Annotated in this window: 12 protein-coding genes; 7 read left to right on the top strand and 5 right to left on the bottom strand. The window is 67.2% G+C overall.

Annotated features, from left to right (window positions below; translation table 11 throughout):
- Positions 1-32 precede the first annotated feature (32 nt).
- Both ACIA49_RS36565 and ACIA49_RS36560 read left to right on the top strand, forming a co-directional pair.
- The gene (locus ACIA49_RS36565) at positions 33-494 is read left to right on the top strand and encodes a carboxymuconolactone decarboxylase family protein (protein ID WP_396382858.1); all 462 of its coding nucleotides are present in this window, start codon (positions 33-35) and stop codon (positions 492-494) included.
- Positions 491-1,192, top strand: a complete 702-nt coding sequence (locus ACIA49_RS36560) for an isocitrate lyase/phosphoenolpyruvate mutase family protein (protein ID WP_396382857.1) — start codon at positions 491-493, stop codon at positions 1,190-1,192. Before ACIA49_RS36565 ends, ACIA49_RS36560 begins: the two co-directional genes overlap by 4 nt.
- 34 nt (positions 1,193-1,226) lie before the next feature.
- Here the strand turns inward: ACIA49_RS36560 and ACIA49_RS36555 are convergent, their stop codons facing one another.
- Entirely contained in the window at positions 1,227-2,210 is a 984-nt protein-coding gene (locus ACIA49_RS36555; protein WP_396382856.1) for a LuxR C-terminal-related transcriptional regulator, read from the bottom strand.
- 129 nt (positions 2,211-2,339) lie between these two features.
- On the bottom strand, positions 2,340-4,184 hold the full coding sequence (locus ACIA49_RS36550; RefSeq protein WP_396382855.1) for a hypothetical protein: 1,845 nt from the start codon (positions 4,182-4,184) through the stop codon (positions 2,340-2,342).
- Between the two features lie 79 nt (positions 4,185-4,263).
- On the opposite strand from ACIA49_RS36550, the gene ACIA49_RS36545 reads away from it, so the two are divergent.
- The gene (locus ACIA49_RS36545) at positions 4,264-4,755 is read left to right on the top strand and encodes a pyridoxamine 5'-phosphate oxidase family protein (protein ID WP_396382854.1); all 492 of its coding nucleotides are present in this window, start codon (positions 4,264-4,266) and stop codon (positions 4,753-4,755) included.
- On the opposite strand, the gene ACIA49_RS36540 is transcribed toward ACIA49_RS36545, so the two are convergent.
- From ACIA49_RS36540 to ACIA49_RS36530, 3 genes are all read right to left on the bottom strand, one after another.
- The gene (locus ACIA49_RS36540; protein ID WP_396382853.1) at positions 4,752-6,776 is read right to left on the bottom strand and encodes a sialate O-acetylesterase; all 2,025 of its coding nucleotides are present in this window, start codon (positions 6,774-6,776) and stop codon (positions 4,752-4,754) included. The genes ACIA49_RS36545 and ACIA49_RS36540 overlap by 4 nt on opposite strands.
- A 22-nt stretch (positions 6,777-6,798) precedes the next feature.
- Positions 6,799-8,784, bottom strand: a complete 1,986-nt coding sequence (locus ACIA49_RS36535; RefSeq protein ID WP_396382852.1) for a protein meaA — start codon at positions 8,782-8,784, stop codon at positions 6,799-6,801.
- Positions 8,785-8,876: 92 nt separating this feature from the next.
- Positions 8,877-9,191 (bottom strand): STAS domain-containing protein, encoded by a 315-nt coding sequence (locus tag ACIA49_RS36530; RefSeq protein WP_391547817.1) that lies wholly within the window; start codon positions 9,189-9,191, stop codon positions 8,877-8,879.
- Positions 9,192-9,329: 138 nt separating this feature from the next.
- Between ACIA49_RS36530 and ACIA49_RS36525 the strand changes: the two genes are divergently transcribed.
- The 4 genes from ACIA49_RS36525 (at position 9,330) to ACIA49_RS36510 (ending at position 15,048) form a co-directional block, all read left to right on the top strand.
- Positions 9,330-9,653: a hypothetical protein gene (locus ACIA49_RS36525; protein WP_396382851.1), complete on the top strand. Its 324-nt coding sequence runs from the start codon at positions 9,330-9,332 to the stop codon at positions 9,651-9,653.
- Between the two features lie 160 nt (positions 9,654-9,813).
- Entirely contained in the window at positions 9,814-10,440 is a 627-nt protein-coding gene (locus tag ACIA49_RS36520; protein WP_396382850.1) for an RNA polymerase sigma factor, read from the top strand.
- Positions 10,440-11,546: a CU044_5270 family protein gene (locus ACIA49_RS36515; RefSeq protein WP_396382849.1), complete on the top strand. Its 1,107-nt coding sequence runs from the start codon at positions 10,440-10,442 to the stop codon at positions 11,544-11,546. Before ACIA49_RS36520 ends, ACIA49_RS36515 begins: the two co-directional genes overlap by 1 nt.
- Positions 11,547-11,640: 94 nt before the next feature.
- Positions 11,641-15,048, top strand: coding sequence for a S8 family peptidase (locus ACIA49_RS36510; protein WP_396382848.1), 3,408 nt, complete (start codon positions 11,641-11,643; stop codon positions 15,046-15,048).
- Positions 15,049-15,076: the final 28 nt, after the last annotated feature.

Raw genomic sequence — 15,076 nt, 5'->3', positions numbered from 1 at the left:
CACCTGGGCCGATCCCGACCTAGGTTGGAGACATGAGCACAACGACAACTCGACGGGTGAAGCTGGCCACCGTGGCCCCGGACTTCTACAAGGCGCTGATCGCGCTGGACGAGACCGCCGGCGTCGGCCTCGACGCCAACTTCGCCAACCTGATCCGGGCGCGCGCCTCCCAGCTGAACGGCTGCGCCTACTGCACCGACATGCACAGCCTCGACTACCTGCACGGCGACGGCCCCCAGCAGAAGCTGAACCTGCTGCCGGTCTGGCGCGAGTCGCGCAACCTCTTCACCGAGCAGGAGCAGGCCGCCCTGGAACTGACCGAAGCGATCACCCTGGTCAGCGACGGCCACGTGCCGGACGACGTCTATGAGCTGGCCGCACAGCACTTCGATGAGAAGGAGCTGGCCCAGCTGATCGCGTTGATCATCATGATCAACGCGTGGAACCGGGTCGGCGTCACCGGCAAGATGGCTCCCGGCCACTACAAGCCATGACCGCTGAAGCCTTCCGGGCCCTGCACCACTCCGGGCCCCCGCTGATTCTGCCGAACGCGTGGGACCCGGTCAGCGCCAAGGTCATCGCGGCCGGCGGCGCAGCGGCCATCGCCACCAGTAGCGGTGCGATGGCTCGGGTCCTCGGGTACGACGACGGTCAGTTGACCCCGGCCGCGGAGATGCTGACCGCGGTCGCCCGGATCGCCCGGGCGGTCGACGTACCGGTGACGGCGGACATGGAGGCTGGCTACAACCTGCCGGCCAAGGAGTTCGCGGAGCGGTTGCTGGAGACCGGTGCGGTCGGCTGCAACCTCGAGGACTCGACGCCCGGTGGACTGGTCGACCCTGCTGAGTTCGCCGACTACCTGGCTGAGGTACGAGCGACCGCAGGTGCTGACCTGGTCATCAACGCGCGGGTCGACACCTTCCTGGTGCAGGGCACGCCTGCGGACGCTGTTGCCCGCGGGCGGATCTACCGGCGGGCGGGTGCGGACTGCATCTACCCGATCTTCGCACCGGTCGAGGTACTGCCGGAGCTGGTCGCTGAGATCGGCGGCCCGATCAACGCGCACGCTGCACCCGACGGCCTGAAGGCTGCCGAGCTGGTCGCTGCCGGTGCACACCGCATCTCCTACGGCACCAGCTTGCACACGCACATGATGGACTCCCTGCAGAAGCTCCTCCCGAGCCTGCAGTGAGCGAAGAGGGTGGGCCGTTGCAGCGGCCCACCCTTCAGCCCAGTAAGCCCAAACGGTGCGCGGCGGCGCCGGCAGCGAAGCGGGTGGGGGCGTCGACGAAGTCCATGATCGCGGCGATATGACGGCGTACCGTCCGGACACTCAGCTGCAGGTGGCGGGCGATCGCGTCGTCCTTGAGACCATGGACGAGCAACCGAAGGACTTCTCGCTCAGTGGCACCAAGTCCCTTGGTCTGCGACTGAATGACCGGTGTGGCGCTCTCCCAGAGCTGGTCATAGTACTGCGTCAATGCGGCGACCATCGGTGCCGAGCGGACCAGCAGCGCGCCGGTACTGCCACCGGCGGCCAGACCGATCAGTGCGAAGTGGTCGTCGACGATCACCATGCTGGTCGGCAGCGTGCGAGTCGTGCGTACGACGACCCCGGCGTCGAGTGCTGTCTGCACACCGCCGTCAGCCAGGTACTCCGGTGTGCAGAGCTCGCGGAACTGCATGCTGTCGCACTGTGCGTTGACAGGCGCCGGCAGCACCCGCGCTGGACCGTCAGGGGTGACGATCGACCGGTAGGTGCATTGGACGGTCTGGATGGACGTCGTCCAGCGAGCGGTGAGCTCGTCAGGGTCGGAGATGATCTGGGCGAGCATCGACGGGACATGGTCGGACCGCCGGTCGTGCAGCTGCATCTGATGCATCTCGGCAGCGGCCACGTACCCCTGCAGCAGTCTGCCGTGCTGCTTGGTCAGCTCCTGATGCACCTGCGTCAGCAGACCGGTGACAGCGATCAGCGGGTCGACGGCTCTGATCACCAGAGCGTCGGGAGCGGGCTGCAGGTACGCCAGCTGGCGGTTCAGCAACTCTTGGTCGATCGGGTCACCGACGTGGGTGACGCGAGCGCCGGTTCGGGTCAGCTCGAGATAGGCCTCGGCCACATCGTCGGGCAGCAGCTCGCGGACGAGCTTCTCGTGTTCGGACAGGTCCTGCGGCTGCCGGCCGAAGCCGGCGGTGACGTTGGCAACCACGCGACATCCCCCACCACGGTCGGCCACCAGGGCGGGTGGCGTTGGCGTGAAGTTACCATTCGACACCCCTGCTTAGGTAGATAACTTTCGTAAACTGCCGGTGGTATCTCTCACGTTCTTCTGATGCTTTTACCACTTTCTATCGTTAGAACGCAGGGCGTAGACGAGAGCCCAGTCCTGATCATTGGCCAGCGGGTCCGCGACGTGCGCCGGCTGGCCGTTGACACAACTCGGGTAGACGAACGCACAGGTCGCCGTACCGTCGGAGGAGAAGCCGAAGAGGTTCGCTCGCAGGATGGCGTCCGCCGCCGTGTCCAGCCATGCCGCCTGCTCGGGGCTGACCAGCTCGCGCGGCCAAGCGTCGTACACGGTCGCACTGAGCACTGACCAGTAGTGCGGGAAGACGTCACCCCACAGCCGGAGCCGTCCGAACCAGTAGCCGTCCCAGTGCCGGATCGGTACGTGCCGCAGCCGTACGTCGGGTTGATCGGCCGCGAAGGCGGTCAGCCACGGCAGTCGGCGCGTGAGCTCCGCACCATCGATCTGGTCCGGCGCAATCCGGTAGGCCGCGACCAGGAGCTCGAGGAGCGGCGCCACCATCGACTGCTCGTAGTTCACCTCGTGCGGCGGTAGCTCGTCGCCGTACTCGAGGAACGTGCGCGCATGCCGGATCAGGTGCTCGTGGAGACCCAGCTCGCTCAACAGCGGTCCAAGGTCGAAAGCGAGGAAGTGGTCGCCGCCTAGCTCGTAGTACTTCTCGAGCACGCGGATCGCACCAGCGCGATCGCCTTGCGCCAGGAGGAAGCGTGCGAACCACGGGAAGTTGTAGAGCCGGATGTGCTCCTGCTCCACGCTGTCCTCATGCACTGTGCCGTCCTCGTCGACCAGATAGTCGCGGACGAAACGCTCATAGGAGGCCAGCGCCTCATCCAGCTCGGCCCGATCACCCCAGCCGCGGTCGCGGACCTCCTGCAGCAGACGGGCCATACCGACGCGCTCACGTCCGTCTGACCAGTCTCGCCAAGCCCCTGTCTGCACCGTGAGGCCACTGTCGTTGTCGTAGGGAACGAAGGCGTACCGGCGGCTGTCTGCGAGCTCCGGGCGGCGCTGGTGGTCGAGGATGAAGCGGGTACGCCGTTCCGCGATCACTCGCAGCGGTTCGTGGAACAGGAGCGCGATCCGCGCGTTGTCGGCCTCCACATACTTTAGACCGGGCTCGTCGCTGGTGACCGGGCCGTGGCCGCGCACCTCGATCGTCTCGCCCACCTCGGCAGCCAACCGGTCGGCGTCGAGACGTGGCTGGCGGTCCACCTGGAACGCCGGCAGGTCGTCGTACCAGCCAAGCTGCCAGGTCCACCGGTACGACGTTCCCGGTTGCAGCGTGATCAGCGGCTGACCGCCCATCGCATGCGGGGCACGGGCGTGGTCCGTGACGTGCAGGTAGAGGAGGCCGCGGGTGTTGCTACTGCTGTCTGTGTCGCGTCCCTCGACGGAGTACGCCCAGAGCTCGCCCTCTTTGAGCTGCAGCCCTAGTCCGGGACCACTGCCGTCCATCGGGACCGCCCAGGCCCATGCGTCCGCACCGCCGGTCCAGATGTGCGCGTGGACCGCACCAGTGAGGCTCTCGCGACTAGAGCGATAGACGTCCCGGTACGGCGTACTGATCGCGAGTGAGCCGACCGCTACTGGCTCAGCGGTCGGATTGCGGAGTTCGTAGGTCTCCGTCCAGTGCTCGCCGAAGCGGCGGCCGACACGCAGCTCCAGGTCGCCCAGCTGGTGGAGGAGGTCGAGTCCGCTGCTTCGCCACCTGGTGAGGACCGGCTGGTCGAAGCGGTGGCTGCCGCGGTCCGTGATGACGAAGCCCTTGCCCCAGGTGCTCTGGAGCACCTGGCGGCCATCAGGGTGCAGCACCTGCGCCACCGCGCCGTCGTCGGCGATCTGGACCGTCCCGGGACCGAATCCGAAAGATTCCACAATTCCCCAACCTACTGATGTCGAGGACCGCGATCCGGCTCCGTCTCCATCATGAGAACACCAACCGGAAGGAACCGACATGAACCCCGAGCAGATCTCCGAGATCCTGGCCAAGCCCTACTCCCAGCAGCTGCTGAACGGCACCGAGCCGGCCCGCTTCGCCTACAACGGCCTGGACGGGGACCCGCGGGTGGTTCCGATCGGCTACTGGATGGACGGCGGCAAGCTGTTGATCGCCACCGCGCCGAAGGCGGCCAAGGTCGCCGCGCTGAAGAAGAACCCGAAGGTGGCGCTGACGATCGACACGGCGGCCTTCCCACCGAAGGTGCTGCTGCTGCGCGGAACCGCCGAGGTCGAGCTGGCCGACGGGATCCCCGAGGGGTACATCGTCGCCGGGCGCAAGGTGATGGCCGACGAGGAGCAGTACCAGGGCTGGGTAGCCGGTGTGAAGGACCTCTACACCGACATGGTCCTGATCACCGTGACGCTCACCTGGGCCAAGCTGCTCGACTTCGAGACCACCATCCCGAAGGCCGTCGAGGACCTGGTCAAGGAGAAGCAGAGCGCCTAGGTGATGGCCAGGTCGAAGGCCAGCAGCCCGGTACCGGTGGCGTTGGTGATCCAGGGTCCCGCCTTCAGATGACCCTGGTAGATGAGTGCCGTCGCACCGGTCGGCGTACCGGACAAGGACAGTTTGAGCGAGCCATCGGCTTGGTAGACGACCGAGGTGACCGTGACAGTGGAGCCGACCAGCCGGAAGTCGGCTCCCACGCCGGAGTCCACTATGAGCGGGTCAGTCGACCGGAGCTTCACTGTGAGAGTCGTACCGCTCTTGGTGACGCTCGACGGGTTCGGCGGAGCCACGCCGGCCGAGGGACCGCCGTACAGGTCTCTGGCGACGACAGCGAACGTGTGGTCGCCCATCTCGCGATAGCCACCGGCGTAGGCGTAGTGACAGCCGTCGTGACCGGACAGGCCGTTGGTCGACAGGATCGTGACGCCCTGCGTGTCGCCAAGCTTGCGCTGTGCCTCGCGGAGGTTGACGGTCGTGGTGTTGTTACAGGGGGACGTGCGGACCTGGTAGGCGAAGTACTTCGCCGTAGTCATCTCAGTGCGCCAGTCCGCCAGCAGAGAGGTGAAGCCGGCGATGTGGACGGACGCGTTGTCGCTGTCTTGCTCGCCCTGGTACCAGAGCACGCCCCTGACCTTGCTGAGCACTCCCGACGCCTGCAAGCGACTGCGTAGCCGGCCGTAGTTCGTTGTGAGGTCGTTCGGCGTGGTGTCGTTGCGCTGGAAGAAGCTGATCGGCTTACCGCCGTGGGAGCCGTTGAACAGCGCCACCGGTACGCCGTAGGTGTCGACGAGCCGTCGGCCCATCCGGATCGCCCACTGACCAGCTGAGCCGGACTGCTGCGTCACCTCCCCGGTCGCGTAGTGCCAGACCCGGTCGGCACCAGAGATGGTCGGGTCGGCGTTGGAGCTCCCGAAACTGCGCAGGTACTGGGACTCCTCGACATTCGCGTCGCCGGACCGCTTGGCCGCCTCGGCATTCGACTGACCCTGTACGACGTACACGTCGCCGGCGACTATTCCGGTGCGCTTGGCCACCACTCGGTCGATGCCGGGCCCGACGGCTCTCAGCTCGAAGGTGTAGTCCCACCGGCCGGCCAGGATGCGTGGCGTGAACCGGAACGGCGCAGAGGCCGGAGCGGTGAAGGTCTGCGTCGCACCGTTGCCGGTGACGCGCAGCTCCACGTGATCCACCCCGGTCGCCGTGACCTGGCCGGCCACTGCGGGGTTCGCGCCGTTGTCGCTGTCGCGTGGGACCAGCTTCAGGTCCTGCGGCATCTCGGTCAGCTTCACCAGCGACGGCCGGGCGTAGACAGTCAGCTTGCGCTGCGTGTACGACGCCGCGTTGTCGGTCAGCGTCCAGTCGGGTGCTCCGGTGGTGTTCGTGCCGATGCCGAGCGCCAGGGTCTTGGCGGTCGCCTCGGAGAACCGGTTGATCGAGAGCACCGGCTTGGCCGGCACGGACGACGGCTTGGTCCCACCGATCTGGTGGATCTGGAACGAGCCATGGCCGAGAACCGTGGTCGGGCTGTCATCCGCGTCGTACGTGCTCGCGGAGGCGTTGGGGACCTGACCGGCGGCCGCACCGCTGTACTGGTTCGGCCACATCTCGATGTAGCCGGTCTGACCGGTCCCGTTCGTCACGCCGGCCACGTTGGAGCTCACCTCGAGGTCGGTGACCTGCTGCCGGAAGATCTGACCTGCGGAGGTCTGCAGACCCAGTCGCTTGGCATCACTGGTGAACGGGTCCATCGCCGTCCACACCCACTGCACGCCCTTGGGACCGTTCAGCTCGAGGCAGTAGCCGACGCGATCGAAGTTGGACCCGATCGCCGCAGTGTTGTTGACCGTGTACGGCGGCGTCGTATTGAGCCAGGTCGCCGACGTGGGCAGATTGATCTGCAGAGCCGTGGTGTAGCCCGCCGCGGCTGCGTCACAGCCTGCCGCTGCCACCGCCGCAGTGGGCGGAGCGAGGACCGCGATCGTGGCGAGGACCGTTGTGAGGATGGCAGACCGAGGCATGGGCGGTACCTCCGGGGAAGCTCTATTCGAGTTTGTTGGCGTGGCGGATGACGTCGACCATGTCGGACATCATCCCCGTCAGATCGTAGTCCTTCGGCGTGTAGACGGCAGCGACACCAGATGCGAGCAGGGCCTTGGCATCCGCGTCCGGGACGATGCCACCGACCACCACGGGCACGTCCTCCAGCCCGGCCTCGCGCAGGCCTGCCACGACGGCCGGGACCAGCTCCATGTGGGAGCCGGACAGGATCGACAGCCCGACACAGTGCACGTCCTCCGCCACTGCAGCCGCCACGATCTGCTCGGGCGTCAGCCGGATGCCCTGGTAGATCACCTCGAAGCCGACGTCACGCGCGCGGACCGCTACCTGCTCAGCGCCGTTGGAGTGGCCGTCCAGCCCAGGCTTGCCGACCAGGAACCGCAGCCGGCCACCCAGCTCGTCAGAGGTCTCAGTGACCTTCTCCCGCACTGCGGCGATCGCCTCGCCACCCGCAGACACTCCCACTGATCCCGACACACCAGTGGGTGCGCGGTACTCGCCGAACATCTCCCGCAGTACGCCGGACCACTCCCCCGTCGTCACGCCGGCCCGGACGCACTCCAGCGTTGCGGGCATCAGGTTGCCGGTGCCCTTCGCAGTCTCACGCAGCTTGGCCAGAGCGGTCTCGACCGCTTTCTGATCGCGCTGCGCCCGCCACTCGCGCAGTGAGTTCAGAGCGGCCTGTTCGGCAGCCGGGTCGACAGTCTGGATCGCCGTGTCCAGGTCAGCCGTCAGCGGCGACGGCTCGGTGTTCTCGAACTTGTTGACACCAACGACGACCTGCTCACCGGACTCGATCCGCTGCCAGCGCTCCGCGTGTGAGCCGACCAGAGCGCTCTTCAGGTAGCCGCTCTCGACGGCTACGACCGCACCGCCCATCGCCTGCACGCGGTCGATCTCGTCACGCGCCCCGGCGACCAGCTCGTCCACCTTCGCTGCGATGACATGCGAGCCGTCGAAGATGTCGTCGTACTCGAGCAGGTCTGACTCGTACGCGAGCACCTGCTGCATGCGGAGCGACCACTGCTGGTCCCACGGCCGCGGGAGGCCGAGGGCCTCGTTCCACGCCGGCAGCTGCACTGCGCGGGCCCGGGCGTTCTTGGAGAGCGTCACGCCGAGCATCTCCAGCACAATCCGCTGCACGTTGTTCTCGGGCTGCGCCTCGGTCAGGCCGAGTGAGTTCACCTGGACGCCGTACCGCAACCGCCTGGCCTTGGCGTCAGTCACGCCGTACCGCTCCAGCGTCAGTTCGTCCCAGAGGCGCACGAACGCGCGCATCTTGCACATCTCCTCGATGAACCGCACCCCGGAGTTCACGAAGAAGGAGATGCGCTGCACCACGTCACCGAACTGCTCCGGCTCCACCTGACCGCCGTCTCGAACCCGGTCCAGTACGGCGATCGCCGTACTGAGCGCGAAGGCGAGCTCCTGCACTGGAGTGGCCCCGGCCTCCTGCAGGTGGTAGCTGCAGATGTTGATCGGGTTCCACTTCGGGACGTTCGCCACCGTGTAGGCGATGAGGTCAGTGGTGAGGCGCAGCGAGGCGTCCGGCGGGAAGGCGTAGGTGCCGCGGGACAGGTACTCCTTGACGATGTCGTTCTGCGTCGTACCGGTCAGCTCGGACGGCAACGCCCCCTGCTCCTGCGCAGCGACCTGGTAGAGCGCCAGCAACCACATGGCCGGCGCGTTGATCGTCATCGACGTGTTCATCTGCGCCAGCGGGATCTGATCGAACAGCGCCCGGACGTCACCCAGGTGCGCCACCGGTACGCCGACCTTGCCGACCTCACCCTTGGCCAGCGGGTGATCGGCGTCGTACCCGGTCTGGGTCGGCAGGTCGAACGCGACCGACAGTCCGGTCTGCCCCTTGTCCAGGTTCCGCCGGAACAACGCGTTCGACTCGGCCGCGGAGGAGTGCCCCGCGTAGGTCCGCATCACCCACGGCCGGTCCCGCTCGCCAGTCGCCATGTACCCGAGAGTAGGACTGTGTGACCTTGTGAGTCGCCCTCTCGTGACTCGTGTCACCAGGGGCCTACGTCACAAGGCCATACAGCATCACATTACGCGGTCATCGGAAGGGGGGTCCGCTCCACGTGCAGGATGCGGTGCAGGCGGGTGACCGCCAGGATCCGCACCACGGACGGGAGCGGGTGCCAGAGGACCAGTTGCCGGCCGAGGAGTTGGGTACGGCGGTGGGTCGCCACCAGCAGACCCAGACCGGTCGCGTCGACGGCATCGACCTCTTCCAGGTCGACTATGACGTCGCCGTGGGAGGTGTCGATGAGGTGGTTGAGAGTCTGGCGGACGTCGCCCACAGTGCGGACGTCCAGGATGCCGGTCAGATGTATGACGTTGTCATGGGTCGGTGCGTGCATGTCCGTGCCCTCCGCTCGTCCGGCGGCCCCCGAGTGATCGGCCGCTGTGCACAGCGTCGTGTGTCCGTAAAGACTCCATGCAGACACGGATGGTTGCCAAGACCGCACGAGATTCTGTTTCGGAGCAGAATGGGGTATGTGTTCGCCGAGCGGTACTTCCTCTTCCCCGTGGTCGCCATAGCGTTCGCCGGGCTGATGGTGCTGCTCTGCCGCTGGGCCTTCTCCAAGGCCAGGCGCGGCTCCCTGGTCCGGCGCGTCGACGACCGCCCGGCCGAGCGGGACTCGTTCGGGCTGCTGACCGACGTCCGGACCGTGCACAGCCACAACGAGGCCCGGATCACCGTCTCGAAGCTCAAGGACTTCGGCATCAAGGCCACGACGGCCCGGACGAAGGACGGGTGGACCGTCTACGTCTGGCCCAAGGACGAGGCCGCTGCGCGCGGACTGCTCGACACGCACTGATTCTGTCCGCTGCTGTCATCCAGTGGACCTCCTCGCGCGTCTACCCGCCGGCATGCCCAGCTCCGGGCTGCTGTGTGACGGGGGTCACGAGAAGGGGTCTGGGGACATCGGGCAAGAACAGGGCGAGCCGATCGGCGACCCAGCAGATGTGAGGAGTTCGATGACGCCCGACGTGGCCTTGGCGGCCATCGCGTTCCCCGGCCGGGTGCAGTCTGCCCGCAGCTCGGTGGACGAGGACAGTCTGGTGCTCGAGGCGTCGGTGCGGGAGCCGGAGCGGTTCACGCACATCTTCGACCAGTACTTCGGGCAGGTGCACTCGTACGTCGCCCGGCGGCTCGGCAGTGACCTGGCCGACGACCTGGCCGCGGAGACGTTTCTGATCGCGTTCCGGCAGCGGGAGCGGTTCAACAGCCGCAACGGCGTGGTCCGGGCCTGGCTGTACGGCATCGCGACCAATCTGATCCGGCGGCACCGCCGCAACGAGGTACGCGCCTGGCGGGCCACCAGCAAGCTGCCGCTCCCGGAACCGACCAGTGGTCACGAGGAACGCGTGGCAGCACAGGTGACCGCACAGGGCGTCAGCCGCGAGCTAGCGGCCGCACTGGCCAAGGTCTCCGCCAAGGACCGTGAGGTCCTGCTACTGGTCGCACTAGGTCAGCTCACGTACGACGAAGTCGCCGCAGCCCTCGGAATCGCGTACGGCACGGTCTGCTCGCGACTGTCCCGAGCGCGGCGCGTCATCCGCGAATCTCTCGGCCCCACCGATCCGACAGGAGCTGACTCCTGATGAACGAGCTCAAGTCGATCCGCAATGCCTTCCCCGAACAGGACGGACCCAGCACCGAGGCGTCGGTTGCCGCCCGCCGGAAGCTGCAGGCGCTTATCCACGAGGAGAAGCACCGCAGTCGCACCAGACTGGCCTGGATCGGTGGTGCGGTCACCGCCACCACTGCGGTGGTCACAGTGGTCGCTCTTGGCGTACCGCTGTTGCAGGGCCCCAGCTCTGGGGACGTCGGGGTGGCGCCGGCAACGCTGACGCCGCCACGTCTGGCCAGCGCCAGTGAGGTGCTGATCGCTGCGGCCGTCCAGCAGGAGGCCGACGAGAAGGTGTCCGGCAAGTACTACCGGGTCCGCACCCTGCACATCGACACCGGTACTCGGGTCGGCAACCCGAAGTACACGCTGAAGCGGGAGAGCATCGACGAGCGGTGGATGCCGATGAAGCCTGGCGTCGAGTCCTGGTACGGCTGGGTCGAGCTCGGCTACAAGCCGGCCACCCCTGGCGACGAGGCCAAGTGGCGTGCGCAGGGTTCGCCGACGTCCTGGAACCAGAGTGAGCTGGCGGACCCCATCACCACGACCGGGACCAAGCCGGTGGTCAACAAGATGTCCTTCGAGAACGTTCCGGTCGGCTACTACCTGAGCGGTGAGAAGCCGCTCAGCGCGCAGCAGATCGCCGCCCTGCCCACCGATCCGGTGAAGCTGCGCGCGATCCTCGCCCAGGGCGCCGACCCGGCGAACGCGGAGGCGATGAACTTCACCGCCTACTCCGCGGCCGGCCGGTTGCTGTTCGAGGCACCGTCACCGCCGAAGCTGCGCGGCGCCGTACTGCGGGTGCTGTCGATGATCCCCGGGGTGACCATCGAGCAGAACGTCAAGGACCCGCTGGGCCGCACCGGCACCAAGATCTCGCTGAAGACCGACTTCGGCCGGCTCAAGCCGGGCGCCAACCCGACGCTGTACAGCGGTGGCCGGCTCGACTACATCATCGACCCGGTGCACGGCCGCCTGCTGGCCTCGCAGATGTTCGGCCCGAACAAGGGCGCGGACATCGCGCTCGAGTCCGGCTGGACCAACGACGACCCCACCCCGCCCTCCACCGCTCGTCGCTGACCCACCCCTGAGACCCCTCCGGTCACGGCTCTGTCTGAGCCGTGACCGCGCTTCACCCTGCCCGGAAATCGCCCTTCCCACCGAGGTGAACCTCTTGCCCAGATTCCGTCCCCGAAAAGTACTGGCCACCGCAGCGGCCACGGCACTCGTCGTACTGGCTGCGACCGTCCCACCCGCTGTTGGGGCTGAGCGGTCCCCAGCGGCTCTCTACAACGCTCCCTTGACCTTCACGCTGGTGACCGGCGACAAGGTGATCGCCCGGCAGACCAGCACGGGTGTCGTGCCCGTCGACGTCCGCCCTGGTCCCGGCCGGGACCGGATGGCGTTCCACAAGCTTGCCTTGGGCAAACAACAGCTGGTGGTCCCGCTGGACGCCATGCCGCTCGTCAACGCCGGAGTGGTCGACCCACGCCTGTTCGACATCGCTCTGCTCGGCGAACTCGGTCTGGATGACAAGTCGTCGCCCAGGCTCCCGCTACTCATCCAGTACGACGGTGCGGCGCGCGCCGTCCGCTCCGCCTTGCCAGAGGGCACGCAGGTGAAGCGGGAGCTGCCGATCATCGACGCCGTCGCGATCGGGCAGGAACGCGCTCAGGCCACAGACCTGTGGTGGAGCTGGCTCAACAGTCCGCAGGCCAAGCGCCGTACCGGACTGGCCGGCACTGTGAAGAAGGTCTGGCTGGACGGCGGAGTGACGCCGAACCTGGACCGCAGTGTGCCGCAGATCGGCGCACCGGCGGCGTGGAAGGCCGGACTGACCGGCAAGGGCGTGAAGGTCGCCGTACTCGACAGCGGGTACGACGCCACGCACCCGGACCTCAAGGGCCGCGTGATCGCGACCAAGGGCTTCACCAGCGACGACGTGGTCGATGTGGTCGGGCACGGTACGCACACTGCGTCGACGGTGGCCGGTACGGGCGCCGCGTCAGGCGGCAAGTACCGCGGCGTGGCACCTGATGCGGATCTGATGATCGGCAAGGTCTGCAGCAACCGCAACTGCGAGACGTCGGCCATCATCGCCGGCATGGAGTGGGCCGCTTCGTCCGGCGCGCGTGTGGTGAACATGAGCATCGGTGGCGGTCCGTCCGACGGCACGGACATCCTGTCCGAGACGCTCAACCGGCTGACCGCTAGTACTGGCACGCTGTTCGTCGTCTCGGCCGGCAACTTCGGTGCTGCGTCGACGGTGTCCGAACCGGCTGCGGCCGACTCCGCATTGGCGGTTGCGTCGGTGACCAAGTCCGACGGCCACAGCGAGTTCTCCAGTCAGGGACCGCGTCTCGGCGACCTGTCGGTCAAGCCGGACATCTCCGCGCCTGGCAGCCGGATCGTTGCTGCGCGCGCTGCGAACACTCCCCTGGACCCGTTCGCGATCAACGCGTCGTACGCCGAACTGTCGGGCACCTCAATGGCTGCGCCACACGTGACTGGTGCTGCCGCGCTGCTGGCGCAGGCGCACCCGGACTGGAAGGCACCGCAGCTGAAGGCGGCCCTGATGGGCTCTTCACTCGGGCTGAAGGACCAGGGCATCTACACGCAGGGTGCAGGACGCGTGGACGTCGCAGCCGCGCTCAAGCAACCAGTGCTCGCGATGCCGAGCAGTCTGAACCTGGGACTGCAGCCGGCGCCGCACAACGACGACAAGCCAGTCACCAAGCCGGTGACCTACTCCAACAGCAGTCCGCAGCCCGTGCGGCTCGCACTCAAGCTCAACGGCGCCAAGCTCTTCAAGCTCAGCGCCTCTTCCCTCCTGGTCCCCGCACACGGCAGTGCGACCGTTGAGGTCACAGCCAACACCTCTGGTCCGGAGGCCGAGGGTGCGTACGCCGCCTGGCTGGTTGCCAGCAGCAACGGCAAGACGGTCCGCACCACAGTCAGTGTGGGCAAGGAGGTCACCACCTACGACCACAAGGTGGTGGTGTACGACCACACCGGCGCACCGGCGGTCAACGACGACACCCATGTCTCCGGGACCTACCTGGTCGACGTGAACAAGCTGATCGCCTCCTCGGTGGCGGCAGGCGACTCGGTGAAGCTCCCAGCGGGCCACTACATCGTCGACGGCTACACGGCGAAGATCAACGACGAGGGTGCTGGCTTCGGCGAGGTCACCTACTTCACCGAACCCGACCTAGTACTCGGTGCGGCCGGTCCGATCACTCTCGACGGCAGCAAGGCGCGGCAGATCGCCGTACGGGCGCCGGTGACGGATGCGACCGCAGCGACCGGTGGTGTCGGTGCTGCGCGCACTCTCATCGACGGCACGACTTATTCGAGCGGTGTCGGTGTCGCCAACGGTGGTACGGCGAGCTTCACCCCCGTCATGTACGTCGTCCCGAACCGGACCCACGCGCCGAGCAAGTACACGGCGTTCGCCCACGTGGCCTGGGCGGGCATGCCAGACGGGCAGGACCCTGGAGGCGAGCTGTACCTGGACAGCCCGTACTTCTACCACGACTCCGCTGTCTGGCCCGGGCAAATCCCGGCCAACCCGTCAGTCGTCACCGATCCGCGTGACTACGCGCACCTGGACGCGTCGTACGCCGGAGAGCCCGGCTACCGGGCCGACAACTACAGCTTCGCCTCTCTGCCACAGCGCGACCCGAGTGGTCACGCGGTCCCGGCCTTCGTCTTCACACCGGCGATCGGGATGAACCTGCCGTTCCACCGCGCCGAGTACTACTCGGCGAAGAATGTGCTGTGGTCCTTCAGTAACGAGGTCTACCGCTACACGCCGGAGAACGGCTACGAGTACCTGACGCTGCTCGACTCCGAAGCGAAGGCCTACCCGGCCGGGCGCACCACGAAGGTCGACTGGCAGCGTGGCGTGTTCGGGCCGAGCCTGCCCGACCCACGGATCGGTAACCCCGGCCGCGACGCACTGCCGTGGGTCTCACGGGACGGCGACAGCGTCAGCGTCTACGTGCCGTCCTTCGCCGACGGGACGCCCAACCGGCTGGGAGATGCGGGACTAGCGTCGGAGCACACCACGCTGATCCGCAACGGCACGGAGATCGGTGCATCCGATTCACTCGCGATCCAGACGTTCGCCGTACCGGAGTCGGCGGCGACGTACCAGCTGACCAAGGTGACGAAGCGGGCGGACAACTGGACCAAGCTGTCACCGGAGATCTCCTCGCGCTGGACGTTCCGGTCCCAGCGCACTCCGGACGGTGTGGACACCGCACTGCCGTTGCTGAACGTGCGGTACACACCGGAGCTGGATGAGCGGAACCGTGCACCACAAGGGCCGTTCGAGTTCCCGGTGACTGTGCAGACGGCGTTCAAGGCGCCGGTGCGGCCGATCGTCAGCCTGCAGTTGTCGGCGTCCTTCGACGACGGCAAGACCTGGCAGCCAGTGCCGGTACGACGTACCGGTGCGGCCGTCTGGAAGGCGGCCGTCGACCAGATGTCCGGCTTCGTCACGCTCCGGGCTCAGGCGCGGGACGCAGCCGGCAACTCCGTCGATCAGACGATCACCCGGGCGTACGAGGTCAAGTAGCCCAGAACTCCTGGCGGCTCACGGTTGA

This window comes from Kribbella sp. NPDC051587 (genome assembly GCF_044453945.1).
Lineage (GTDB): Bacteria > Actinomycetota > Actinomycetes > Propionibacteriales > Kribbellaceae > Kribbella.
Note: the sequence above shows the minus strand (reverse complement) of the source record. Positions and strands in the feature narration are given on the sequence as shown.

Excerpts from the sequence above, each read along its gene's own strand:
- ACIA49_RS36565 (WP_396382858.1), top strand. The coding sequence starts at position 33 with ATGAGCACAACGACAACTCGACGGGTGAAGCTGGCCACCGTGGCCCCG.
- ACIA49_RS36560 (WP_396382857.1), top strand. The coding sequence starts at position 491 with ATGACCGCTGAAGCCTTCCGGGCCCTGCACCACTCCGGGCCCCCGCTG.
- ACIA49_RS36545 (WP_396382854.1), top strand. The coding sequence starts at position 4,264 with ATGAACCCCGAGCAGATCTCCGAGATCCTGGCCAAGCCCTACTCCCAG.
- ACIA49_RS36540 (WP_396382853.1), bottom strand. The coding sequence starts at position 6,776 with ATGCCTCGGTCTGCCATCCTCACAACGGTCCTCGCCACGATCGCGGTC.
- ACIA49_RS36535 (WP_396382852.1), bottom strand. The coding sequence starts at position 8,784 with ATGGCGACTGGCGAGCGGGACCGGCCGTGGGTGATGCGGACCTACGCG.
- ACIA49_RS36530 (WP_391547817.1), bottom strand. The coding sequence starts at position 9,191 with ATGCACGCACCGACCCATGACAACGTCATACATCTGACCGGCATCCTG.
- ACIA49_RS36520 (WP_396382850.1), top strand. The coding sequence starts at position 9,814 with ATGACGCCCGACGTGGCCTTGGCGGCCATCGCGTTCCCCGGCCGGGTG.
- ACIA49_RS36515 (WP_396382849.1), top strand. The coding sequence starts at position 10,440 with ATGAACGAGCTCAAGTCGATCCGCAATGCCTTCCCCGAACAGGACGGA.